At 65.5% G+C, this 22,702-nt stretch carries 34 protein-coding genes and 2 pseudogenes; 30 read left to right on the forward strand and 6 right to left on the reverse strand.

The features are described 5' to 3' along the window. Positions 1–24: 24 nt before the first annotated feature. Positions 25–1,761: a YwqJ-related putative deaminase gene (locus tag ACWGJY_RS06485; RefSeq protein WP_453259656.1), complete on the reverse strand. Its 1,737-nt coding sequence runs from the start codon at positions 1,759–1,761 to the stop codon at positions 25–27. A gap of 372 nt (positions 1,762–2,133) precedes the next feature. Here ACWGJY_RS06485 and ACWGJY_RS06490 point away from each other — a divergent pair, with 372 nt between their 5' ends. Further along, positions 2,134–2,334, forward strand: coding sequence for a hypothetical protein (locus tag ACWGJY_RS06490; protein ID WP_453259657.1), 201 nt, complete (start codon positions 2,134–2,136; stop codon positions 2,332–2,334). 11 nt (positions 2,335–2,345) lie between these two features. On the opposite strand, the gene ACWGJY_RS06495 is transcribed toward ACWGJY_RS06490, so the two are convergent. The 3 genes from ACWGJY_RS06495 to ACWGJY_RS06505 form a co-directional block, all read right to left on the reverse strand. Beyond that, complete coding sequence (locus tag ACWGJY_RS06495) at positions 2,346–2,933, reverse strand: Uma2 family endonuclease (protein WP_453259658.1); 588 nt, start codon at positions 2,931–2,933, stop codon at positions 2,346–2,348. Between the two features lie 49 nt (positions 2,934–2,982). Continuing rightward, positions 2,983–3,954: a helix-turn-helix domain-containing protein gene (locus ACWGJY_RS06500; protein ID WP_453259659.1), complete on the reverse strand. Its 972-nt coding sequence runs from the start codon at positions 3,952–3,954 to the stop codon at positions 2,983–2,985. Between the two features lie 232 nt (positions 3,955–4,186). Beyond that, the gene (locus ACWGJY_RS06505; protein WP_453259660.1) at positions 4,187–4,660 is read right to left on the reverse strand and encodes an ATP-binding protein; all 474 of its coding nucleotides are present in this window, start codon (positions 4,658–4,660) and stop codon (positions 4,187–4,189) included. Between the two features lie 158 nt (positions 4,661–4,818). Here ACWGJY_RS06505 and ACWGJY_RS06510 point away from each other — a divergent pair, with 158 nt between their 5' ends. From ACWGJY_RS06510 to ACWGJY_RS06530, 5 genes and pseudogenes are all read left to right on the forward strand, one after another. Further along, a complete protein-coding gene (locus ACWGJY_RS06510; protein WP_453259661.1) occupies positions 4,819–5,703 on the forward strand; it encodes a helix-turn-helix domain-containing protein in 885 nt (294 codons plus the stop codon). After that, positions 5,703–5,909, forward strand: a complete 207-nt coding sequence (locus tag ACWGJY_RS06515; RefSeq protein ID WP_453259662.1) for a DUF397 domain-containing protein — start codon at positions 5,703–5,705, stop codon at positions 5,907–5,909. The genes ACWGJY_RS06510 and ACWGJY_RS06515 overlap by 1 nt, the downstream gene beginning before the upstream one ends. A gap of 145 nt (positions 5,910–6,054) precedes the next feature. Further along, positions 6,055–6,332, forward strand: a pseudogene (locus tag ACWGJY_RS06520) (hypothetical protein); the annotation flags it as partial. A 327-nt stretch (positions 6,333–6,659) separates the two neighbouring features. Beyond that, positions 6,660–7,160, forward strand: a complete 501-nt coding sequence (locus ACWGJY_RS06525; RefSeq protein WP_453259663.1) for a lactococcin 972 family bacteriocin — start codon at positions 6,660–6,662, stop codon at positions 7,158–7,160. Positions 7,161–7,413: 253 nt separating this feature from the next. After that, on the forward strand, positions 7,414–7,938 hold the full coding sequence (locus ACWGJY_RS06530) for a hypothetical protein (RefSeq protein ID WP_453259664.1): 525 nt from the start codon (positions 7,414–7,416) through the stop codon (positions 7,936–7,938). Positions 7,939–8,267: 329 nt separating this feature from the next. Here the strand turns inward: ACWGJY_RS06530 and ACWGJY_RS06535 are convergent, their stop codons facing one another. Beyond that, on the reverse strand, positions 8,268–8,987 hold the full coding sequence (locus ACWGJY_RS06535; protein WP_453259665.1) for a hypothetical protein: 720 nt from the start codon (positions 8,985–8,987) through the stop codon (positions 8,268–8,270). Between the two features lie 64 nt (positions 8,988–9,051). Then, positions 9,052–9,229, reverse strand: a pseudogene (locus ACWGJY_RS06540) (ATP-binding protein); the annotation flags it as partial. A 502-nt stretch (positions 9,230–9,731) separates the two neighbouring features. Between ACWGJY_RS06540 and rpsJ the strand changes: the two are divergent. The 24 genes from rpsJ to map all read left to right on the forward strand — a co-directional run bounded on the left by rpsJ (position 9,732) and on the right by map (position 22,585). After that, the gene (gene rpsJ, locus ACWGJY_RS06545) at positions 9,732–10,040 is read left to right on the forward strand and encodes a 30S ribosomal protein S10 (RefSeq protein WP_014054162.1); all 309 of its coding nucleotides are present in this window, start codon (positions 9,732–9,734) and stop codon (positions 10,038–10,040) included. 14 nt (positions 10,041–10,054) lie between these two features. Beyond that, entirely contained in the window at positions 10,055–10,699 is a 645-nt protein-coding gene (rplC, locus tag ACWGJY_RS06550; RefSeq protein ID WP_030986140.1) for a 50S ribosomal protein L3, read from the forward strand. An 8-nt stretch (positions 10,700–10,707) separates the two neighbouring features. Further along, on the forward strand, positions 10,708–11,358 hold the full coding sequence (rplD, locus tag ACWGJY_RS06555; RefSeq protein ID WP_453259666.1) for a 50S ribosomal protein L4: 651 nt from the start codon (positions 10,708–10,710) through the stop codon (positions 11,356–11,358). Then, positions 11,358–11,681 (forward strand): 50S ribosomal protein L23, encoded by a 324-nt coding sequence (gene rplW, locus ACWGJY_RS06560; RefSeq protein ID WP_006604875.1) that lies wholly within the window; start codon positions 11,358–11,360, stop codon positions 11,679–11,681. Before rplD ends, rplW begins: the two co-directional genes overlap by 1 nt. 39 nt (positions 11,682–11,720) lie before the next feature. Then, positions 11,721–12,557 carry a 50S ribosomal protein L2 gene (gene rplB, locus ACWGJY_RS06565; RefSeq protein WP_018090900.1) on the forward strand — a complete coding sequence of 279 codons (837 nt, stop codon included), beginning with the start codon at positions 11,721–11,723 and terminating at the stop codon, positions 12,555–12,557. Between the two features lie 12 nt (positions 12,558–12,569). After that, positions 12,570–12,851 (forward strand): 30S ribosomal protein S19, encoded by a 282-nt coding sequence (gene rpsS, locus ACWGJY_RS06570; protein WP_018090899.1) that lies wholly within the window; start codon positions 12,570–12,572, stop codon positions 12,849–12,851. Between the two features lie 43 nt (positions 12,852–12,894). Further along, complete coding sequence (rplV, locus tag ACWGJY_RS06575; protein ID WP_037839423.1) at positions 12,895–13,242, forward strand: 50S ribosomal protein L22; 348 nt, start codon at positions 12,895–12,897, stop codon at positions 13,240–13,242. Continuing rightward, the gene (gene rpsC, locus ACWGJY_RS06580) at positions 13,242–14,069 is read left to right on the forward strand and encodes a 30S ribosomal protein S3 (protein ID WP_127151659.1); all 828 of its coding nucleotides are present in this window, start codon (positions 13,242–13,244) and stop codon (positions 14,067–14,069) included. Before rplV ends, rpsC begins: the two co-directional genes overlap by 1 nt. A gap of 5 nt (positions 14,070–14,074) precedes the next feature. Then, positions 14,075–14,494, forward strand: coding sequence for a 50S ribosomal protein L16 (gene rplP, locus ACWGJY_RS06585; protein ID WP_006604880.1), 420 nt, complete (start codon positions 14,075–14,077; stop codon positions 14,492–14,494). After that, positions 14,494–14,718 carry a 50S ribosomal protein L29 gene (gene rpmC, locus ACWGJY_RS06590; protein ID WP_030074787.1) on the forward strand — a complete coding sequence of 75 codons (225 nt, stop codon included), beginning with the start codon at positions 14,494–14,496 and terminating at the stop codon, positions 14,716–14,718. The genes rplP and rpmC overlap by 1 nt, the downstream gene beginning before the upstream one ends. Then, entirely contained in the window at positions 14,718–14,999 is a 282-nt protein-coding gene (rpsQ, locus tag ACWGJY_RS06595) for a 30S ribosomal protein S17 (protein ID WP_006604882.1), read from the forward strand. Before rpmC ends, rpsQ begins: the two co-directional genes overlap by 1 nt. A 106-nt stretch (positions 15,000–15,105) precedes the next feature. After that, positions 15,106–15,474: a 50S ribosomal protein L14 gene (rplN, locus tag ACWGJY_RS06600; protein WP_003992364.1), complete on the forward strand. Its 369-nt coding sequence runs from the start codon at positions 15,106–15,108 to the stop codon at positions 15,472–15,474. Between the two features lie 3 nt (positions 15,475–15,477). Then, on the forward strand, positions 15,478–15,801 hold the full coding sequence (rplX, locus tag ACWGJY_RS06605; protein WP_453259667.1) for a 50S ribosomal protein L24: 324 nt from the start codon (positions 15,478–15,480) through the stop codon (positions 15,799–15,801). Further along, a complete protein-coding gene (rplE, locus tag ACWGJY_RS06610; RefSeq protein WP_030074789.1) occupies positions 15,801–16,361 on the forward strand; it encodes a 50S ribosomal protein L5 in 561 nt (186 codons plus the stop codon). The genes rplX and rplE overlap by 1 nt, the downstream gene beginning before the upstream one ends. A 2-nt stretch (positions 16,362–16,363) precedes the next feature. Next, the gene (locus ACWGJY_RS06615) at positions 16,364–16,549 is read left to right on the forward strand and encodes a type Z 30S ribosomal protein S14 (RefSeq protein ID WP_004571834.1); all 186 of its coding nucleotides are present in this window, start codon (positions 16,364–16,366) and stop codon (positions 16,547–16,549) included. 238 nt (positions 16,550–16,787) lie between these two features. Further along, entirely contained in the window at positions 16,788–17,186 is a 399-nt protein-coding gene (rpsH, locus tag ACWGJY_RS06620; protein WP_127151657.1) for a 30S ribosomal protein S8, read from the forward strand. A 22-nt stretch (positions 17,187–17,208) separates the two neighbouring features. Continuing rightward, positions 17,209–17,748, forward strand: coding sequence for a 50S ribosomal protein L6 (rplF, locus tag ACWGJY_RS06625; protein WP_453259668.1), 540 nt, complete (start codon positions 17,209–17,211; stop codon positions 17,746–17,748). 3 nt (positions 17,749–17,751) lie between these two features. After that, entirely contained in the window at positions 17,752–18,135 is a 384-nt protein-coding gene (gene rplR / locus ACWGJY_RS06630; protein WP_453259669.1) for a 50S ribosomal protein L18, read from the forward strand. Between the two features lie 46 nt (positions 18,136–18,181). Beyond that, positions 18,182–18,784, forward strand: a complete 603-nt coding sequence (rpsE, locus tag ACWGJY_RS06635) for a 30S ribosomal protein S5 (protein WP_393906380.1) — start codon at positions 18,182–18,184, stop codon at positions 18,782–18,784. After that, the gene (gene rpmD, locus ACWGJY_RS06640) at positions 18,784–18,966 is read left to right on the forward strand and encodes a 50S ribosomal protein L30 (protein ID WP_052859629.1); all 183 of its coding nucleotides are present in this window, start codon (positions 18,784–18,786) and stop codon (positions 18,964–18,966) included. The genes rpsE and rpmD overlap by 1 nt, the downstream gene beginning before the upstream one ends. Position 18,967: 1 nt before the next feature. Continuing rightward, positions 18,968–19,423, forward strand: a complete 456-nt coding sequence (gene rplO, locus ACWGJY_RS06645) for a 50S ribosomal protein L15 (protein ID WP_453259670.1) — start codon at positions 18,968–18,970, stop codon at positions 19,421–19,423. 227 nt (positions 19,424–19,650) lie between these two features. Further along, complete coding sequence (gene secY / locus ACWGJY_RS06650) at positions 19,651–20,964, forward strand: preprotein translocase subunit SecY (protein WP_453259671.1); 1,314 nt, start codon at positions 19,651–19,653, stop codon at positions 20,962–20,964. Further along, positions 20,964–21,620, forward strand: a complete 657-nt coding sequence (locus ACWGJY_RS06655; RefSeq protein ID WP_453259672.1) for an adenylate kinase — start codon at positions 20,964–20,966, stop codon at positions 21,618–21,620. Before secY ends, ACWGJY_RS06655 begins: the two co-directional genes overlap by 1 nt. A 122-nt stretch (positions 21,621–21,742) precedes the next feature. Next, complete coding sequence (gene map, locus ACWGJY_RS06660) at positions 21,743–22,585, forward strand: type I methionyl aminopeptidase (RefSeq protein ID WP_453259673.1); 843 nt, start codon at positions 21,743–21,745, stop codon at positions 22,583–22,585. Positions 22,586–22,702 lie beyond the last annotated feature (117 nt).

Here is a 22,702-nt window from a genome sequence, read left to right on the forward strand (position 1 = left end):
ATCCTTTCATGCTGCAGAGCGGTTTTACTTGTGGGGCCGCACGCCCAGTCTGGGAAGCATTGTTTCGCAGGAACGGCAGGGCGCCTTGTAGTCGCCATGCCCCAAGTTTATTTCACCTGTTTCCCGGTCTCGTTCCTCCCCGATCTGCCTGGTATGTATCGCGCTGCCGGCGAGTGCCTCTCGGGCGTGCTCGGGCGTGGTGATTTGTGTGCCGTCTGGGTCCAGCTGATGCAGACGGTCAGATATGAGTGAGACCTCGGCACAGTTTCCGTGGCCTCGCCCCCGTTCGATCGACGGGTCCGACGCGATGTCGTCGAGGACCTGCTGCACTACGGGATGTGCCTCCGGATTCGTCTGCGGTTTTGGTTTCTCCATCTCCCCCTTGTCGATCATTTTCTTCACTGTCGGCGTGATGATGGGCTTACGCTTATTGGTGCTGGTGTGCGACGTCACCGTTCCGTTGTGCAGCAGGCTCCCTGCGCACCCCTCGACTTTCCGGTCACCGCCCGGTGTCCGATTGTTGGGGTCAGCGTCGCGTGCGTCATCGGCCAAGCGTCGTGACTCATTGCTCAGCATTTCCATGCGGGCGTCCTCATCCAGATGAGACACATCGACGGGGTCGCGGCGATGATGCCTCATTTCTCCCGCGCTCCGTCCGTGCCAGTGGTCGGGGTTGCCACCAGAGGGGCTGGCCTGGCCGCCCTTCGCGCCACCACCATGCCCGCCGCCGCTCGGGGGCTGTGGTCTCCGGGGTTCCTTCTTGTCGTCCTTGCCTAGACGTTTGAAGTGGTCGGAGAGCTTCTGGTCGTTCTCGTGATGGTTCTTGGCCATCTGCTTGACGCCGCGAGTCATGTTGTCGTCGAGATGCTTCGCGGTCTTCTTGACGCCGTCCTCGATGCCTTCGATGACCTTGTCGAGCATCGTGTTTGCCGCGTCGGCGATGGCGTCTTTGCCGCGGGTGCGGCCGTGGTGACTCTTGGCTCTGCCGATTTTGCCGCCGGCCTTGTTCCGGAAGGTGCCGCCCGCACTCTCCAGTCCAGTGACCACCCGGTCGTGTTCGTCGGGGTCAAAGCTGAAGCCGCCGCTGCCGTCGGCTCCGCCGCCCCCGCCACTGCTGCCACCGGCGCTCAGCAGCTCCATCGGGCTGTCGGCGGCTGACTTTGCCGAGGACTTGGCGTCCTGGACGCCCTGTTTGAACCCTTCCTTGCCCGCCTGTGCCGCATGTCCGAGGTCTACACCGCTCTGCACTCCCAGAGCGTTGGCGCCCAGTTGCACGACCAGGTCGCCGACCATGGCGCCGAGTGCTTCCTCGACAGGCGTCAGGGCGATGCTGATGACTTGCTCGGCGACCTGCTGGCAGACCTCCTTGAAGATCCGCCGTACTGCGAGGCGAGTGATCTGCGTCCCCGCCAGAGCGCCGATCTCCGAGAGGCCGAGGGTGAACGGGGCGGCTGCCTGCGCGGCAACGACCTCTGCCGCGAGGATGCCCAGTTGGACGATCGCACCGAGCTTGGCGCCCTCGATGAGCAGCGCCACGCCGTCCAAGGCTGTGGCTGTCAGTCGGCCGCACTCACCCAGATTCCTCAGGTGAGTACCGTTGATCTTTCCCCAGTGGGTATTCAGGGCCTCTACGGCGAGCGAGCCCCCCGCGGACGAGACCAGCCCTTGGATGGCTTGGTGCGCTTCGTTCGAGCCGCTGTCGATGTCGTCGGCGAACTCCCGCATGGCGTCGGCCATAGCGCGGTAGTCGTCTTCGTCCACATTCGGCCACGACACCCCAATGACGTCAAGAACTTCGTCTGCCCAGCCAGGCAGTACTACACCCATGCGCAATCCCCCCGTTGAAAGTCTGCTCCCCTTCAAGATCTTCTCAGCAGTGAAAATCCTTCCTCAAGTTGCTTATGAGGCAAGAAAGCGCTTGGGCCGGGCTCTGCTTGCCTCTGGATGCGCCCTCTGCGTTCACAGGAGGTCTCAGCGGCGAAGAGACAGGCATGGCAGGCGGCGCCGTGCAGTCGGCTGTGGATCCGTGGGTCGTGTTCCGCGCACATCGGGTCGGAGCTGCACAGACGGGCCTCTTCGAGTGCCTGGTCGATGACTGGCCCGAGGCGGTCGCGGTGGCCGAGACAGGCCACCGTGGCCGGCTCCTTCGAGGGCCGGGACGACGGCCGCTTCCGCCGGGTGCGGATGAGACTGGAGCAGCAGGACTACCAGCGGGCGGCCGAGGCCCATCGGGTGGGTGACGACGTGGTGGTGAAGGGCGATCTGACGGCGCTGGGGACCGCTCCTCGGATGGAGCGGATCGTCGAGTTCGTCATCCAGCGCCCGGAAGACTGACCCTGGGAGCCCTATGAATAGCGGGGCAGACCGTCGGTCGAGATCGTCCACTCGCCGATGGTGACGTCCTCGCCGTAGACGAAGTCCTTGCGGGTGGCGTACCGGGGGCCATCGGGTGTGGAGTGGATGTCGGAGAGGACGGCTCCTGCCCCCTCGCGCGGATCGAAGATCACGTAAAGGGGGATGCCGAGCAGTGGATAGTCCCGCATCTTGCTCACCCAGTCGTTGTCCGGGTTGGAGCGAGAGACGATCTCGATGGCGGCGATGAGCGTATGCGGGTCGAAGGACCCGTCCCCTTCCATATCCGCTTCGGCGATCACCATCACGTCAGGGCGACGCATGATGCCCTCAGGTTCGTTTTCGACATCCGGTTCCCCCGTGTGAGCCACGAGCTCTTCCGGCATGACCTTTTCCAGGCGTTTCCGGAGGCGTAGCGCGGTGAGTTCGTGTGGCTTGACGGGCGACGTCATGTCGAGGACGATCCCTTCCTTCGTGATCTCGAATTTGCCCGGCAGGGTGTCGTCCGTCGACTGAACGAATGCCTTCATCACCTGGTACAGATGAGTGCCTCGCCGGGCATCGTCCGGGGCGATGGTCATGGCGTGCGCTCCTCGTCTGTGCTCACGGGCAAGGGTCGTCACGGTCATGCTAAGCGGCCTTTCTCTGGTCGGTTCGGCAGTCGCGGCAGTGCCCCGGCTCCGGAGCGCGGAAGGCGCGGTCGCAGCTCTCGCAGGTCTGGAACGGGTCGGGCCGTAAGGCCGGACGTACGACCGCGGTGGGCAGGGGCGCCGGCAGCAGCGCGGTGAGGCGGTGCGCGAGCAGGGCGGCCGGGTGCTTCAGGTCGCCTGGGAGGCGAGCGGTCAGCGTGCGGCGTAGGGCATCGGGGCTGACCCCGCGCTCCAGCCAGGCCGCTGCGGCCGGGGCCAGGTGGCGTACGTCCCGCTCGGCGAGCAGCAGCCGGGGTTCGTGGCGGCGCAGCTCGGCGAGGAGGGCGGCGGCGGTGCGGTGGCGCTCCGGGTCGGTGGTGTGCGGCTGGGGGAGCGGTTCCTGTGGGGCGGGGCCAGGCGTCGGCGAGGGTGCAGGCGCCGCCGGCTGTACGGGTGCGGGCGCAGGCTCCGGGGCGTGTGTGGGCCCGGGGGCGCGTGTGGGCTCCGGAGCGCGTGCGGGCTCCGGAGCGCGTGCGGGCTCGGCGGCGCGTGTGGGCTCCGCGGTCGGTGTGGGCTGTGGAGCCGGTTCGTGCACCGCGGCGGTGACTGCTTTCGGCTGGTTGTACGAGACCGTGCGGGTGACGACCTTGCCGCCAGGAAGCCGTTCCCGGGTGCGCTTCAAGTAGCCGTGGGCTTCAAGCTCCCGCAGGGCTCCGGCGATGCGGTGCTCGCTCTCGGGGAAGCGGGCGGCCAGGAACTTGATGCCGACCAGGGCGCCGGCGGGCAGCGACTGGATGTGGCAGGCGAGCCCGATCGCGAGGAGGGAGAGCTCGCGGTGCTGGGCGAGGTGATTGCCGACGACCGTGTAGCGGGCGGTGTGCCGGGTGTTGAGGTGGACGACACCGGATCGGGCGGTCGGGCGGGGATCGGCTGACGAGGCGCGCGAGGGCGCGCTAGGGTGCTGCAAAGCCATCGGGAAGCTCCTACTTCCTCGGTGGTCAGGCCCTCGATCGGGATTCGCAGTCCCGGCCGGGGGCCGTCGCATGTCTGGAGTTGTCGCGGCGAGCATATGCCGGTCAACCCGCCCGAAATCCAGCCCAGTTGGCCGATGTCACCCGAGTGAGTGACGGGAGGCCGGAGGGGTCGGGAAGGGTACTTTTCCTCCGGTCTTTGACTCCTTGATGTCGTGCAACGCCGGGTCGCGCTCAGCCGCGTCGTCCGCCACCGGGTCGCGGCAGATGTGATCCGGTGAAGAGGTCGATTTCCGCCCACACCGTCTTGCAGGGGACGGGCCCCAAGAGCACGCCCCAGCGGTCGGCGAGCGCTTCGACGAGCAGGAGGCCACGCCCCGATGTGCCGTCGGCGGTCTGCTCCAGGGGGACGGGCAGCCGTTCGGCGCGTGCATCGGTCACCTCGATACGGAGCGTGTCGCCGTGGACGGTGAGCGTGAGCCGGAAGTCCCGTCCTGGCACGCGCCCGTGGAGCGCCGCGTTGGCGGCCAGCTCCCCGATGACATGGGCGGCGGCATCCAGGGGGAGCCCCCAGGAACGGAGCTGCTCGGTCGCGAGCAGCCGGGCGAGCCGGGCGAGCCGGGCGAGCCGGGCGCCTCGGCGGGTGGCGGAGAGCTGGATGGCGAACTGTCGTGTGCTGCTGTCAGGGCGGGTGATTTCTCGATTCATGTCACTCAGCGTGGTGATGTGCGTGCACAGCGAGAAGTGGTGACGCCCATGCGTACGGAGACTGTCCCGGGCTTGTCCGGTCCTGTCCCGGCTGTCGGGAGTGACATCGCGGTAAGGGAGGGCGTTGACCAGGAACGGGATCTCGGAGGTGGTCACGGATGGGCGTGGACGGCGGGAACGTGGGCGGCGACGACGTGGACAGCGGGGCGGACGAGCCGGGCTGGGACGTCGATCCGGACGACGAGTCGGGGGCGGCGGTGGTGGCGACGGTGGGCCGCCAGCTCAAGGCGTGGCGTGAGGCGGCCGGGCTGCGGGCCGGTGAGTTCGGGGCGGCGATCGGGTACGGGGAGGACCTGATCTACAAGGTGGAGGGCGGACGCCGCATCCCCCGGCCGGAGCTCCTGGACAGGGCGGACGAGGTGCTGGGGGCGGGCGGCAAGCTCGCCGTGATGAAGCAGGATGTGGCGGAGGCCCGGTATCCGAAGAAGGTGCGGGACTTGGCGAAGCTGGAGGCCAGGGCGGTCGAGTTGCTCTCGTACGGCGACCACAATCTGCACGGGCTATTGCAGACGGATGACTATGCGCGAGCACTCTTTGAGATGCGGCAGCCCGCGTACGGGCAGGATGAGATCGAACGGGCGGTTGCCGGTCGCGTGGCCAGGCGGTCCATCTTCGAGCGGTCGCCTGCTCCTGCGCTGAGCTTCGTGCAGGAAGAGGTGACACTGCGCCGCCCGCTCGGAGGCAGAATGGTGCTACGCCGACAGCTCGAACGTCTCCTGGAGGTGGGGCAGTTGCGGCATGTCACGATCCAGGTCATGCCGACCGCCCGAGTGGAGCACGCCGGAATGCAGGGTGAGACGCAGGTGCTGAAGTTCGGGGACGGAACGGCGGTGGGGCGCTCCGAGGGGGCGTTCGCTGGCCGTGCAATCTCCGACCTGAAACAGCTCCGGATCCTTGAGCTGCGGTATGGCATGATCCGGGCCCAGGCTCTCACGCCAGGGGAGTCGCTGGCCTTCATCGAGCGAGTGCTGGGAGAGACGTGATGCGCAAGGCATCTGCCGGGGACGCTTCCGCGCTGGAGTGGTTCAAGAGCAGCTACAGCGACAGCAGCAACAGCAGCGAGTGCGTTGAGGTCGCCTGCACCCCCGGCACGGTCCTTGTCCGTGACTCCAAGGTCACCCAGGGGCCTCGGCTCGGCTTCACGCCCGGCGCATGGGCCGACTTCCTCTCGTACACGACCGAGCGCTGAACGCCGACCGACCCCACGGCTAGCCTCGGGCTTTCACGAAGGGGGCTGTCCGAGGGCTGATCAAATAGGCGAGGAGTGCCTCTGAGCTGGGACGATAGGACTTGTCAAAGGTCCTGCTCGTCGCCGGGAGAGAAGCACTTCCCGGGTGAAGAAGCGTAGCGGGTCGTACCCGCCTGTCCGAGTTGAGGGCAACGGCCGTGCGGTGGTCTCGCAGTCCGGTGCTGTCCTGCTGGTGGAGACGGTCCGCAAGAGCGGCGTGGATGCTGCGTTGTCGGCGGCGCTCGTGCCGTGGTGCAAGCCACGGACGGTGCACGACCCAGGCGAGGCCTTGCTGGACTGATCCGCACCGACTCCGCCGGCGGCACCCATAAGTTCCTCGACTGGCTCACCGCGCGTGGACGGTGGCTGTCGCGTAATGCGGGCCGTTGAGTCACGCCCTCACGAATTCAGCCTCAGTGACTCCACGCTCAAGCGGCGCTCACCACTGACGGATCGAGGCCAGTTCCGTGCTGAGTTACGGGACAGCCGTTGAGTAGGTGCGCAAAGATCAAGCCATCTGTCACAGTTCCTACTGGAGGGAAGGGTGAAATCAATTCGCTAAATTCGGGTGAAAGGTGGAGAGTGTGCACCAAGTCGGGTCCATGAACCAGTCAAAGTAGTTTTCGGCGACGTTCAATCTGCTTGACTGCCGCCATTCCTGCATGGAGGATCCTTCCGAAACCTCACACGAGGGTCGAACAGGGGGATATCGTGAAGGAATTCGGAAGAGCGATAATTTTTGTCTTTGTGAGCGTGGCGCTCGCGGTTTGCAGCTTTGCCGCCCCGGCAGCTGCATACAGCCCTCAGGGTGACACCGCCACCGGTAATACCGGAATTGAAGCCACCGACGGTCTCACGGCCGGGCAGCCCGTAATCCACACACGCGGCGACGGGGTGAAGCCGCCCGCGGATCTGGGTAACCCCTCTGAGTGGGGTGTAGTAAAGATCGAAATCAACGATTCGGTTGTCCGGCCGTTGGGAAATGCCTGCAAAGAAGTCACTCATGGCACGTGGTGCTATGGGTGGGAGTCGGCGGGTGTGAATGGAAAGAAGTGCTATTCGAACTACCGCGCGGATACGGGCCACCTTACTACAGTGAGGGTTCGTAACGTCGACTATTCAAGCGGCTGGGTGGCGAAGAACGCGACTTCCTACGCCAATGTAACCATTGGCCTGGCATATACTTGCTACGCCTACTACAATAACGCTTAAATGCGACCCCCGCGTTGCGGGGTGAATTCCTGCTAGGCGGGGTGGGCTGGCGTGCGACTCTGGGTCCACACGGGCAACCGTGTGGACCCAGGGCTCTGCTGTCTCCGCTTGGGCTCAGACTGGATGGGGAAGAGAAATCGGAAACTTTCCGGGCGCTCGTGCTTTGTCGCTGGCAGCACCACTCGGGGTTGGTTTGCTGCTTGGCCTACTAGGCCCTCTTGCTGGAAAGTGGGACAGTCCCGCCAGTGTAGTCGTGGATGTAATTTTCTCCGGCGGGTGGTCATGGGCCTGTTACGCATTTCTGGTGGGCTATTTCCGTCAATCCAAAATTGAATCAGTCATTCTTGCGCCTCTTGGACTGGCTATCGGGGTGGTTACTTACTACCTATTTAAGGATTCGATTCTTGCCGCCGCCCCGGACGGATTGCAAGCCGACACCTCAGGTTCAGGTTCTAAAATTGGGGTATGGGGAGTGCTGGCGTTTGTATTCGGGGCACCTCTTGGTCTCTTGGGTAACGTCGCGCGAGTGCCAGGCATTGGTGGTCTCTTCTTTCGGCTGCTTATTCCGCTCGTAGCCTTTTACGAGACCTCTATGCGCTTGGCTGGGGAGTCGCGTGGGCAAGGTTTGGTTGTCACAAATACCTGGAATGCTGTTCGATTCATCGCAGTGGCTGTTGCGTTCGCTCTGGTGGGGCACACAATCTGGAGTTGGTGGCACGCTCGACGTACTCGTTCTTCGAGATCTGAAGACTTGATTGCCGACAAGCCCGAGAGGTGAGCTGAGTTGAATTCGCGGACGGCACCCTAATCCCGGTGCGCGCGTCGGCGCGTCCAGCCGCAACTACAGGTTGCGCCGCAATGCGATAAGGTACAGCGCTTACGCATCACCCCCACTCGCGGTCGCGCCTTAGCCTCGCGCTTTCACGAAGCGAGCTGTCCGAGGCTTGATCAAAAACGCGGCGCGGCTGCTTTCGATGACGTCGCAGCGTCATGCAACAACGCAGAAAAATGTGTCGTAGAGGGGGCCCATGGCAAATCCATTGATGCCTTTGAGGCCTTCTGGCACCGCTACAAGAATGGGAGTAAGGGTTGGCTGTCGGAGACGGCTCACGCCTGTCGACAGATGGCGAAGGCTCTGGCTGACAACAGTTCACGGAGTGCACGCTCTCCGGGGTCTGCTGCGGCAAGGCGGCGCGCCGCTTCCGTGGACATCGGCTCGTCGAAAGGTGCGATGGCGACGACGAGGAGGGCAATCTGGAAACCGAGGTCAAAGGTGAGCTGCTTACGGATCGCCAGTCGCGCGATGCCACGTTCAATGGCTGCGCAGATATCGTCCAGGCAGGAACCAATGATATCGCGCCGCAGGATCGCGCTAACGTGCTGATCGAACTGCACGAGATCCACGATCTTGAACAGGGTGCGGGCTGCCGCGATTCGATCTGCGGCGCTGCTCCGCTCATCGATCATGTCTGCACTGCTGCCGACAGCTTGGGCGAGTTGCCCGAAGGTGTCGTCCTCGCTGTGAATTCGGTCGTACGACGCGTCTTTCCAGACCACGTTCTCCGGAGCAGATGCAGCAGTGACGACCGCCCCGTACCCAATTGGGTCTGCCCAACTAGTCAATGCGCAGCAAGCAAGGAACCGTTCGATTGGGTCTACGGATTCGTCCTGCAGGATTTCCACGAGGCCATCGGTACGCTCGACATATCCTCCGTCGAGCGCCTCGGCGATTACATCGTCCGGGTCGGCGGATTCACCGTCAAAGTCTGTAAAGAGCAGGGATCGCAGGAGGGCGCTCGGCTGCCATGCGGCGGAGATATCGGGCACGGAACTCTTCCTCTCTCCTCTTAGGGCCCGGAAGTGGGGAACGGGCCGCTGATGTACTCCTTGGGATGAGCCGGAAGTCCCGTCCCGGCACGCGCCCGTGGAGCGCCGCGTTGGCGGCCAGCTCCCCGACGACACATGGGCGGCGGCATCCAGGGGGAGCCCCCCCAGGAACGGAGCTGTTCGGTCGCGAGCAGCCGGGCGAGCCGGGCGCCTCAGCGGGTGGCGGAGAGCTGGATCTGGATGGTGAACCGCTGGGTGCTGGCGCCGGTGCCGGAAGGGGCACAGGGGTGGTCTTGCCCAGGCCCACGTCGTCGGCGCTCAGCAGATTTCCGCGTGCGCACCACCCGAGGGGGCGCCGTTCTGCCCGATGGTCGGGTAGTCTCTCCCGCTTCAGTTGGCCAGCTGTGTCGCGCGTATGGCACACTGTCCAGGTTGCTCGGTTGAGTGCCGATGCTGCGCGCCTCCCGCCGGGAGGACTGGAAGCGAGTCCCAGGTATTCGTCGTCCCTTCTCAGGGCCGGAAATACGGGAATCTTCCGGGAAGCGTCAGCGGGGTGCCTCAGCCAGGCGCCCGGTGGGTGTCCTACCCCCACGCATTCCTTCTAGAAGGATCCCCCTTGTGGGGATTTTCCGGAAGGCGCGCGACACGCCCGACCGCGGGGGTCGGAGGTGGGACGGTGCTCCTCACGGAGCACAGCGCATCGGGTCCCAGAGCGTTTACGAGAGACAGGACTACGAAGTAGCCATGGCGGGACAGAAGATCCGCATCCGGCTCAAGGCCTACGACCACGAGGTCATCGACTCTTCGGCGAAGAAGATCGTCGAGACGGTGACCCGTACTGGTGCGTCGGTCGCGGGCCCGGTGCCGCTGCCCACTGAGAAGAACGTGTACTGCGTCATCAAGTCGCCGCACAAGTACAAGGACGCGCGCGAGCACTTCGAGATGCGCACGCACAAGCGCCTGATCGACATCCTCGACCCGACGCCCAAGACCGTTGACTCGCTGATGCGCCTGGACCTTCCGGCCGGCGTTGACATCGAGATCAAGCTCTGAGAGGCGCGGAAGAGATGGCTAAGCAGATCAAGGGCATCCTGGGCGAGAAGCTCGGCATGACCCAGGTCTGGGACGAGAACAACCGTGTCGTCCCGGTCACTGTGGTCAAGGCCGGCCCCTGTGTCGTTACCCAGGTGCGCACCAATGACCAGGACGGTTACGACTCCGTCCAGATCGCCTTCGGCGAGATCGACCCGCGCAAGGTGAACAAGCCCCTCAAGGGCCACTTCGCGAAGGCCGACGTCACCCCCCGTCGCCACCTTGTCGAGGTCCGTACCACCGATGCCGGTGAGTACACCCTCGGCCAGGAAGTGACCGCTGAGACCTTCGAGTCCGGCGTCAAGGTGGACGTGACCGGCAAGAGCAAGGGCAAGGGCTTCGCCGGCGTCATGAAGCGTCACGGCTTCCACGGCGGCAAGGCGTCCCACGGTGCCCACCGCGTGCACCGTAAGCCTGGCTCCATCGGTGGCTGCGCCACCCCGGGCCGCGTGTTCAAGGGCATGCGGATGGCCGGCCGTATGGGCAATGAGCGGGTCACCACCCAGAACCTGACCGTCCACGCCGTTGACGCGGAGAAGGGTCTGCTGCTCATCAAGGGCGCAGTTCCTGGTCCGAACGGCGGCCTCGTCCTGGTCCGTACCGCGGCCAAGGGGGCCTGAGGTAACCGATGAGCACCATTGACATCCTTTCGCCGGCAGGCGACAAGGCCGGTACCGTCGAGCTCCCCACGGAGATCTTCGACGCCAAGGTCAGCATTCCGCTGATCCACCAGGTCGTTGTCGCCCAGCTGGCCGCTGCCCGTCAGGGCACGCACAAGACCAAGACTCGCGGCGAGGTCCGCGGCGGTGGCAAGAAGCCGTACCGCCAGAAGGGCACCGGCCGCGCGCGCCAGGGTTCGACCCGTGCGCCGCAGTTCGCCGGCGGTGGCGTCGTCCACGGCCCCGTGCCGCGTGACTACAGCCAGCGGACCCCGAAGAAGATGAAGGTCGCCGCCCTGCGCGGTGCCCTCACCGACCGGGCCCGCAACAGCCGTATCCACGTCGTTGCCGGCGTGGTCGAGGGCGACATCTCCACCAAGGCCGCCAAGACTCTCCTCGGCAAGGTCAGCGAGCGCAAGAACGTGCTGCTGGTCGTCGAGCGCAGCGACGAGGCCGCGTGGCTGTCCGCCCGCAACCTGCCCCAGGTTCACATCCTGGAGCCGGGCCAGCTGAACACGTACGACGTGCTCGTCTCCGACGACGTGGTCTTCACCAAGGCCGCCTTCGAGTCCTTCGTGTCTGGCCCCAAGGCCGCTGAGACCGAAGGGAGCGACGCCTGATGACTGAGGCCGTCGTCACCAGCAAGACCTTCTCGGACCCGCGCGACGTGCTCGTCAAGCCGGTTGTCTCGGAGAAGAGCTACGCCCTGCTGGACGAGAACAAGTACACGTTCATCGTCGCACCGGGCTCGAACAAGACCCAGATCAAGCAGGCCGTCGAGGCGGTCTTCTCGGTCAAGGTCACCGGGGTCAACACGATCAACCGGCAGGGCAAGCGCAAGCGCACCCGTACCGGTTACGGCAAGCGGGCCAACACCAAGCGCGCCATCGTGACCCTCGCCGAGGGCGACCGTATCGACATCTTCGGCGGCCCGGTCTCCTAACGGAGTCCGAGTCGTCCGGAATCGGACGAGGACTGAGAAATGGGTATCCGCAAGTACAAGCCGACGACCCCGGGCCGTCGTGGCTCCAGCGTCGCCGACTTTGTCGAGATCACGCGGTCCACGCCGGAGAAGTCGCTGGTCCGCCCGCTGCACAGCAAGGGCGGCCGTAACAACGCCGGTCGTGTGACCGTTCGCCACCAGGGCGGTGGCCACAAGCGCGCCTACCGAGTGATCGACTTCCGTCGTCACGACAAGGACGGCGTGCCGGCCAAGGTCGCGCACATCGAGTACGACCCGAACCGCACCGCGCGCATCGCGCTGCTGCACTACGCAGACGGCGAGAAGCGCTACATCATCGCGCCCCGTGGCCTGGCCCAGGGTGCTCGGATTGAGAACGGCCCTGGCGCCGACATCAAGCCGGGCAACAACCTGCCGCTGCGCCACATCCCCGTGGGTACGACGATCCACGCGATCGAGCTGCGTCCGGGCGGCGGTGCGAAGTTCGCCCGCTCGGCCGGTGCCTCCGTGCAGCTGCTGGCGAAGGAGGGCCGCATGGCTCACCTTCGTATGCCGTCCGGTGAAATCCGCCTGGTCGACGTGCGCTGCCGCGCCACCGTCGGCGAGGTCGGCAACGCCGAGCAGTCGAACATCAACTGGGGCAAGGCCGGCCGTATGCGCTGGAAGGGCGTCCGCCCGACCGTGCGTGGTGTCGTGATGAACCCGGTTGACCACCCGCACGGTGGTGGTGAGGGCAAGACTTCCGGTGGTCGCCACCCGGTCTCGCCCTGGGGCCAGAAGGAGGGTCGTACTCGCTCGCCGAAGAAGGCAAGCAACAAGTACATCGTCCGCCGCCGCAAGACGAACAAGAAGCGCTAGGAGCGGGTTTAGATGCCGCGTAGTCTCAAGAAGGGGCCCTTCGTCGACGACCACCTTTCCAAGAAGGTGGATGTTCAGAACGATGCCGGCACCAAGAACGTCATCAAGACCTGGTCCCGCCGCTCCATGATCGTCCCGGCCATGCTCGGCCACACGATCGCGGTGCACGACGGCCGCAAGCACGTCCCGGTGTTCGTCACCGAGTCGATGGTCGGCCACAAGCTCGGCGAGTTTGCGCCGACCCGCACCTTCCGCGGCCACGAGAAGGACGACCGCAAGTCGCGGCGTCGTTGATCGGCGGAGTGCGAAGACTATGACTGACACCGAAGGGACAACCATGGAAGCCAGGGCCCAGGCGCGGTACATCCGCGTCACGCCCATGAAGGCCCGCCGCGTGGTGGACCTTATCCGTGGCATGAATGCCACGGAGGCTCAGGCGGTCCTGCGTTTCGCCCCGCAGGCCGCGAGCGTGCCGGTGGGCAAGGTGCTCGACAGCGCCATTGCCAACGCCGCGCACAACTACGACCACACCGACGCCGGCAGCCTCGTCATCTCCGAGGCATATGTCGACGAGGGCCCGACCCTGAAGCGGTTCCGTCCGCGTGCCCAGGGCCGTGCCTACCGGATCCGCAAGCGGACCAGCCACATCACCGTGGTCGTCAGCAGCAAGGAAGGAACCCGGTAATGGGCCAGAAGGTTAACCCGCACGGGTTCCGGCTCGGCATCACCACCGACTTCAAGTCGCGTTGGTACGCCGACAAGCTGTACAAGGACTACGTCAAGGAAGACGTCGCCATTCGTCGCATGATGACGAAGGGCATGGAGCGCGCCGGTATCTCCAAGGTGGAGATCGAGCGCACCCGTGAGCGCGTCCGCGTTGACATCCACACCGCTCGTCCGGGCATCGTCATCGGCCGCCGCGGCGCCGAGGCCGACCGCATCCGCGGCGAGCTGGAGAAGCTGACCGGCAAGCAGGTCCAGCTGAACATCCTCGAGGTCAAGAACCCCGAGGTGGACGCTCAGCTGGTGGCCCAGGCCGTCGCCGAGCAGCTGTCCTCCCGCGTCTCCTTCCGTCGCGCCATGCGTAAGAGCATGCAGTCGACGATGAAGGCCGGCGCCAAGGGCATCAAGATCCAGTGCGGTGGCCGTCTCGGCGGCGCCGAGATGTCCCGCTCGGAGTTCTACCGCGAGGGCCGTGTGCCCCTGCACACGCTCCGTGCGAACGTCGACTACGGCTTCTTCGAGGCCAAGACCACCTTCGGCCGTATCGGTGTGAAGGTCTGGATCTACAAGGGCGACGTCAAGAACATCGCCGAGGTTCGCGCCGAGAACGCTGCCGCCCGTGCGGGTAACCGCCCGGCCCGCGGTGGCGGCAACGACCGCCCGCGTCGCGGTGGCGAGCGCGGTGGCCGCGGCGGCCGCAAGCCGCAGCAGCAGAGCGCCGCTGCCGAGGCCCCCAAGGCCGAGGCTGCTGCCGCTGCTCCGGCGGAGACCCCCGGAACGGAGGCCTGACCGACATGCTGATCCCTCGCAGGGTCAAGCACCGCAAGCAGCACCACCCGAAGCGCAGTGGTATGGCCAAGGGTGGCACCGAGCTGGCCTTCGGTGAGTACGGCATTCAGGCCGTCACCCCGGCTTACGTGACGAACCGTCAGATCGAGTCCGCTCGTATCGCGATGACCCGTCACATCAAGCGTGGCGGCAAGGTCTGGATCAACATTTACCCGGACCGCCCGCTCACGAAGAAGCCGGCCGAAACCCGCATGGGTTCCGGTAAGGGTTCTCCGGAGTGGTGGGTCGCGAACGTCAAGCCCGGTCGGGTGATGTTCGAGCTGTCCTTCCCGAACGAAAAGGTTGCCAAGGAGGCGCTGACCCGCGCCGCCCACAAGCTTCCGATGAAGTGCCGCATTGTGCGGCGCGAGGCAGGTGAGTCGTGATGGCGGCCGGTATCAAGGCGACCGAGCTGCGCGAGCTGAATGACGAGGACCTCGTCGGCAAGCTTCGTGAGGCCAAGGAGGAGCTGTTCAACCTCCGCTTCCAGGCGGCGACCGGACAGCTCGAGAACCACGGTCGGCTCAAGTCCGTCCGTAAGGACATCGCCCGGATCTACACCCTGATGCGTGAGCGCGAGCTGGGCATCGAGACGGTGGAGAGCGCCTGATGAGCGAGAAGAATGTGACTGAGACGAACGAGCGCGGTTTCCGCAAGACCCGTGAGGGTCTCGTCGTCAGCGACAAGATGGACAAGACCGTCGTCGTCGCTGTCGAGGACCGCGTCAAGCACGCGCTGTACGGCAAGGTCATCCGCCGTACCAACAAGCTCAAGGCGCACGACGAGCAGAACGCTGCCGGCGTCGGCGACCGCGTCCTCCTGATGGAGACCCGGCCGCTGTCCGCCACCAAGCGCTGGCGCATCGTCGAGATCCTCGAGAAGGCCAAGTAATCCCTCCTAGGGGGACCCCCTAGGAACAGTTCCGCCAGGCTCGGCAGGGGCTCGACTCGTCAGAGGACGCCCCTGCCGGGAACCGGCAGACAAACAGGAGATAGACGTGATCCAGCAGGAGTCGCGACTGCGTGTCGCCGACAACACTGGTGCGAAGGAGATCCTTTGCATTCGTGTTCTCGGTGGTTCCGGTCGCCGCTACGCGGGCATCGGTGACGTCATCGTCGCCACCGTGAAGGATGCGATCCCCGGTGGCAACGTGAAGAAGGGTGACGTCATCAAGGCGGTCATCGTTCGCACCGTCAAGGAGCGCCGCCGTCCGGACGGCTCGTACATCCGCTTCGACGAGAACGCGGCCGTCATCCTCAAGAACGATGGCGACCCCCGCGGCACCCGCATCTTCGGCCCCGTGGGCCGGGAGCTGCGCGAGAAGAAGTTCATGAAGATCATCTCGCTCGCGCCGGAGGTGCTGTAACCGATGAAGATCAAGAAGGGCGACCTGGTCCAGGTCATCACCGGTAAGGACAAGGGCAAGCAGGGCAAGGTCATCCAGGCCTTCCCCCGCGAGGACCGTGTCCTGGTCGAGGGTGTCAACCGGGTCAAGAAGCACACCAAGGCCGGACAGTCCGCTCGTGGTTCGAAGACCGGCGGCATCGTGACGACCGAAGCCCCTGTCCACGTGAGCAACGTTCAGCTCGTCGTGGAGAAGGACGGAAACAAGGTCGTCACCCGCGTCGGATACCGCTTCGACGACGAGGGCAACAAGATCCGCGTTGCCAAGCGGACCGGTGAGGACATCTGATGACTGCCACCACCAACGCGCCGCGTCTCAAGACGCGCTACCGCGAAGAGATCGCCGGGAAGCTGAAGGACGAGTTCTCCTACGAGAACGTCATGCAGATCCCCGGTCTGACCAAGATCGTGGTCAACATGGGCGTGGGCGACGCCGCCCGCGACTCCAAGCTGATCGAGGGCGCCATCCGCGACCTCACCACGATCACCGGACAGAAGCCGGCCGTCACCAAGGCCCGTAAGTCCATCGCGCAGTTCAAGCTGCGTGAGGGCCAGCCGATCGGTGCCCACGTCACCCTCCGTGGTGACCGCATGTGGGAGTTCCTGGACCGCCTGCTGTCGCTGGCGCTGCCGCGCATCCGCGACTTCCGTGGTCTGTCCCCGAAGCAGTTCGACGGTCGGGGCAACTACACCTTCGGTCTCACGGAGCAGGTCATGTTCCACGAGATCGACCAGGACAAGATCGACCGGACGCGGGGCATGGACATCACCGTGGTCACCACGGCGTCCAACGACGATGAGGGCCGCGCCCTGCTTCGTCACCTCGGCTTCCCGTTCAAGGAGAACTGACCGTGGCGAAGAAGGCTCTGATCGCTAAGGCGGCTCGTAAGCCGAAGTTTGCTGTCCGCGCGTACACGCGTTGCCAGCGCTGCGGCCGTCCGCACTCCGTCTACCGCAAGTTCGGCCTGTGCCGCGTGTGCCTTCGTGAGATGGCTCACCGTGGCGAGCTGCCGGGCGTGACCAAGAGCTCCTGGTAAATCCCTAGTTGGGATGACCAGGGCTCTCGGTAAGCATTCGGCCGGTGGGCGCCCCACCCCTTCTTTCCCGTAGGGTAGAAGGGTTTGGGGCCCCGCCGCCCGAGACCGACCGCGGGCCGAGCCCGCATAAAGTCGCTTACTACGCCGTAGGTCCCCGCGCCGCACCCGTCCCGACTCTGATCGGGGAGAGGGATGGCGCACATAGGAAACCCCGGCGAGAGAGGCCGAAGGCCAATTCATGACCATGACTGATCCCATCGCAGACATGCTGACCCGTCTGCGTAACGCGAACTCGGCATACCACGACGACGTCGTGATGCCGCACAGCAAGATCAAGTCGCACATCGCGGAGATCCTCCAGCAGGAGGGCTACATCACCGGCTGGCGCGTCGAGGACGCCGAGGTGGGCAAGAACCTCGTCCTCGAGCTGAAGTTCGGCCCGAACCGCGAGCGCTCGATCGCCGGCATCAAGCGGATCTCGAAGCCGGGCCTGCGGGTCTACGCAAAGTCCACAAGTCTGCCGAAGGTTCTCGGCGGCCTGGGCGTGGCGATCATCTCCACGTCCCACGGTCTCCTGACCGGCCAGCAGGCCAGCAAGAAGGGCGTGGGTGGGGAAGTCCTCGCCTACGTCTGGTAACCAGGGAACGGAGGAATAGCTAATGTCGCGTATTGGCAAGCTGCCCATCCAGGTTCCCGCTGGTGTGGACGTCACCATCGAGGGCCGTACGGTCGCGGTGAAGGGCCCCAAGGGTTCCCTCTCGCACACCGTCGCGGCGCCCATCGAGGTCGCCAAGGGTGAGGACGGCGTCATCAGCGTCACCCGCCCGAACGACGAGCGTCAGAACAAGGCCCTGCACGGCCTGTCCCGCACGCTGGTGGCGAACATGATCACCGGCGTGACCCAGGGCTACAGCAAGGCGCTCGAGATCAGCGGTGTCGGTTACCGCGTCCAGGCGAAGGGCTCCAACCTGGAGTTCTCCCTGGGCTACAGCCACCCGATCCTGATCGAGGCACCCGAGGGCATCTCCTTCAAGGTCGAGTCCCCGACCAAGCTCAGCGTCGAGGGCATCGACAAGCAGAAGGTCGGCGAGGTTGCGGCGAACATCCGCAAGCTGCGCAAGCCTGACCCGTACAAGGCCAAGGGCGTCAAGTACGCCGGCGAGGTCATCCGCCGCAAGGTCGGAAAGGCTGGTAAGTAAGCCATGGCATACGGTGTGAAGATCGCCAAGGGCGACGCTTACAAGCGGGCCGCCGCGAAGCGGCGCCACATCCGCATCCGTAAGCGGATTTCGGGTACCCCGGACCGTCCGCGTCTGGTGGTGACGCGGTCCAACCGTGGCATCACCGCGCAGGTCATCGACGACATTGCGGGCCACACGGTGGCCTCGGCGTCGAGCCTGGACGCGTCGATCCGTGGTGGCGAGGGCGACAAGAGCGCTCAGGCCAAGAAGGTCGGCTCCCTGGTTGCCGAGCGTGCCAAGGCCGCCGGTGTCGAGGCCGTCGTGTTCGACCGTGGTGGCAAGCAGTACGCCGGGCGGATTGCCGCTCTGGCCGACGCCGCCCGCGAAGCCGGGCTGAAGTTCTAAGCCCCGGTTCCGGAGCTAGCGGACGTAACAGAGAGAGGTAAATCCAATGGCTGGACCCCAGCGCCGCGGGAGCGGTGCCGGTGGCGGCGAGCGGCGGGACCGGAAGGGTCGCGACGGTGGCGCTGCCGCCGAGAAGACCGCATATGTTGAGCGCGTTGTCGCGATCAACCGTGTCGCCAAGGTTGTCAAGGGTGGCCGTCGCTTCAGCTTCACCGCGCTGGTCGTGGTGGGCGACGGTGACGGCACCGTAGGTGTCGGTTACGGCAAGGCCAAGGAAGTTCCGGCTGCCATCGCCAAGGGCGTGGAAGAGGCCAAGAAGAACTTCTTCAAGGTCCCCCGTATCCAGGGCACCATCCCTCACCCCATCCAGGGCGAGAAGGCTGCGGGCGTCGTCCTGCTCAAGCCGGCTTCCCCCGGTACCGGTGTGATCGCCGGTGGCCCCGTGCGTGCCGTTCTGGAGTGCGCGGGCATCCACGACGTGCTGAGCAAGTCGCTCGGCTCGTCGAACCCGATCAACATCGTGCACGCCACGGTGACCGCGCTTCGGGGCCTTCAGCGCCCCGAGGAGATCGCGGCCCGTCGTGGCCTGCCGCTGGAGGACGTTGCTCCCGCCGCTCTGCTGCGGGCGCGTGCCGGGGTGACCGCGTAATGGCGCACCTCAAGATCACGCAGACGAAGTCCTACATCGGTAGCAAGCAGAACCACCGTGACACCCTTCGGTCGCTCGGGCTCAAGCGCCTGCACGACTCGGTTGTCAAGGAGGACCGCCCCGAGTTCCGCGGCATGGTGCACACCGTCCGCCACCTCGTGACGGTTGAGGAGGTCGACTGACATGGCGGAGAACAACCCGCTGAAGGTCCACAACCTCCGGCCCGCCCCGGGCGCCAAGACCGCCAAGACCCGTGTGGGTCGTGGTGAGGCGTCCAAGGGTAAGACCGCTGGTCGTGGTACCAAGGGCACGAAGGCCCGTTACCAGGTTCCGGAGCGCTTCGAGGGCGGGCAGATGCCCCTCCACATGCGCCTCCCGAAGCTGAAGGGCTTCAAGAACCCCGCGCACAAGCAGTTCCAGGTCGTGAACCTGGACAAGCTGGCCGAGCTCTACCCGCAGGGTGGCGAGGTCACGGTGGCCGACCTGGTCGCCAAGGGCGCGGTGCGCAAGAACGAGCTCGTCAAGGTGCTCGGCGCCGGCGAGATCTCCGTGGCGCTGCAGGTTTCGGTTGACGCCGTTTCCGGCTCCGCCAAGGAGAAGATCGCCGCTGCCGGCGGCACCGTCACCGAGCTCATCTGAGTTCGTCGGTTCAACTGACCGGGGATGCCCATCGTTTGGGCATCCCCGGTTGGTCGTTCCACGGGGGTACGGTCGCCGGTAAGGTGGGATGGACTGTAGTTTTCCGGGGCCCCGGTCCCGGACCCCCGCCGCGCGGGCCGAGTCCGCGCGGTTTTTGGCCGCCAAGTATTCGTCGATCCTCAAGACCGTCACCTCTCGCATTCAAGGCGAGAGGCGCAGGAGGCACCGTGCTCACCGCGTTCGCCCGAGCGTTCAAGACGCCCGACCTGCGCAAGAAGCTGCTGTTCACATTGGGCATCGTGGTGCTCTACCGGATCGGCGCACATGTCCCGGTCCCCGGGGTGAATTACGCGAACGTCGAGACCTGCATGAAGCAGGCCGGAGGCAACAGCGGATTGTTCGCCCTGGTGAACATGTTCAGCGGTGGTGCGCTGCTGCAGATCACGATCTTCGCGCTGGGGATCATGCCGTACATCACGGCGAGCATCATCCTCCAGCTGCTGACTGTGGTGATCCCGCGGCTGGAAGCCCTCAAGAAAGAGGGGCAGTCCGGGCAGGCGAAGATCACCCAGTACACCCGCTATCTGACCGTGGCGCTCGCCATCCTGCAGGGCACCGGCCTGGTGGCCACCGCCCGCAGCGGTGCGCTCTTCCAGAGCTGCCCGGTCGCCAGCGAGATCGTGCCCAGCGACTCGATCTTCACCACCATCACCATGGTCATCACGATGACCGCAGGCACCGGCCTGATCATGTGGCTCGGTGAACTCGTCACCGACCGCGGTATCGGCAACGGCATGTCGATCCTGATGTTCATCTCGATCGCGGCCGGCTTCCCGGGCGCGCTGTGGCAGATCAAGCTCACCGGCAAGCTCGCCGACGGCTGGATCGAGTTCTTCGCGGTGATCGCGGTGGGCCTGGCGATGGTCGCCCTGGTGGTCTTCGTCGAGCAGGCCCAGCGACGTATTCCGGTGCAGTACGCGAAGCGGATGATCGGCCGCCGGTCCTATGGCGGTACGTCCACCTACATCCCGCTCAAGGTGAACCAGGCGGGTGTGATTCCCGTCATCTTCGCGTCATCGCTGCTCTACATTCCGGCCCTCGTTGCACAGTTCAGCGGGTCGAAGGCGGCATGGGCGACGTGGATCGCCACCAACTTCACCAAGGGAAATCACCCGGTCTACATCGCTACGTACTTTTTGCTCATCGTATTCTTCGCCTTCTTCTACGTGGCCATCAGCTTCAACCCCGAAGAAGTTGCCGACAACATGAAGAAGTATGGTGGCTTCATCCCGGGTATCCGGGCTGGTCGCCCGACGGCCGAGTACCTCAGCTACGTGCTCAACCGGATCACGTGGCCGGGCTCGCTGTACCTGGGGCTGATCGCGCTCGTACCAACAGTGGCGTTGGTGCTCTTCAACGCGAACCAGAACTTCCCGTTCGGCGGGACAAGCATCCTCATCATCGTGGGTGTGGGTCTGGAGACCGTGAAGCAGATCGAGAGCCAGCTTCAGCAGCGCAACTACGAAGGGTTCCTCCGCTGATGCGAATCGTCCTCGTCGGACCCCCGGGGGCCGGCAAGGGTACGCAGGCTGCGTACCTTGCCAAGAACCTCGCGATCCCGCACATCTCCACGGGGGACCTGTTCCGCGCCAACATCAGCCAGGGGACGCCCCTCGGCCGTGAGGCGAAGTCGTACATGGACGCCGGCAACCTGGTGCCCGACTCGGTCACCATCGCGATGGCCGAAGACCGTATGGAGCAGCCCGACGCGGCAGGCGGTTTCCTCCTGGACGGCTTCCCGCGCAATCTTGGCCAGGCCAAGGCGCTGGACGAGTACCTCAAGGACAAGAACCTCACGCTGGACGCCGTCCTGGACCTGGAGGTCCCCGAGGACGAGGTCGTGAAGCGGATCGCCGGCCGGCGCATCTGCCGCAACGACAGCAGTCACGTCTTCCACGCCGAGTACAACAAGCCGGAAGCCGAGGGCGTCTGCGACGCCTGTGGCGGCGAGCTGTACCAGCGTGACGACGACCGCGAGGAGACCGTCCGCAAGCGGCTGGAGGTCTACCACACGGAGACCGAGCCGATCATCGACTACTACAAGAACCAGGACCTGGTCGTCACGATCCCGGCGATGGGGAAGGTCGACGAGGTCACCCGGCGTGCCATGGCGGCCCTGCCGCCCCGGGACGCGTAGCAGCACACGGCTTCCGATACGGCCGCGGTGCCCGCAAGGGGGCCGCGGCCGTATCGTGTACGGGGCGGTCGTGACGGCCGCCGGAGATGCGTTGTAGTCGGTTCAGGAAGGCGCCAGCCGCAATGGTGGAGATCAAGACCCCCGAGCAGATCGCGAAGATGCGCGAGGCGGGGCTGGTGGTCGCCGCCATTCACGCGGCGACCCGGAAGGCCGCGGTGCCCGGCGCCACGACCAAGGACCTGGACGACGCCGCGCGCAAGGTGCTCGCCGAGCACGGGGCGAAGTCGAACTTCCTCGGCTACGGCGGCTTCCCCGCGACGATCTGCACCTCGGTCAACGATGTTGTGGTCCACGGCATCCCCGACACCGGGACGGTGCTGCAGAACGGCGACATCATCTCCATCGACTGCGGTGCGATCATCGACGGCTGGCACGGCGACGCGGCGTACACCGCCTTCGTCGGCTCCGGCCACTCCGCGGAGCTGGTCGAGCTGAGCCGGGTCACCGAGGAGTCGATGTGGGCCGGCATCGCGGCGGTCGCCAAGGGCAACCGGCTGGTGGACATCTCCAGGGCGATCGAGGGCTACATCCGCCGTCAGCCGCGCCCCGCGAGCGGTAAGTACGGCATCGTCGAGGACTACGGCGGCCACGGCATCGGCTCGCAGATGCACATGGACCCGCATCTGCTGAACTACGTCGACCGCAAGCGCGGCCGCGGCCCGAAGCTGGTGCCCGGCTTCTGCATCGCCATCGAGCCGATGGTCAATCTCGGCACCGCCAAGACCCACGTCCTCGACGACGACTGGACGGTCAAGTCGAACGACGGCAGCTGGTCCTCGCACTGGGAGCACTCGGTCGCGTTGACCGAGGACGGCCCGCTGGTGCTGACCGCGCCGGACGGCGGCAAGGCCAAGCTGGCCGAACTGGGCATCACGGTGGCGCCGGACCCCGCCGCACGGTCCTGAGGACCGGCGGAGAACCCCAGGGTCCGGGCCTGCCGCTCCGGCGGGCCGTGGGCGTAAGGATCTCCCGAGTGGGCAATAATCCTGGATTCGTCTTTTCCCGGGCGCTGACGTAGACTA

The sequence above is a fragment of the Streptomyces sp. NPDC054765 genome (assembly GCF_053612065.1).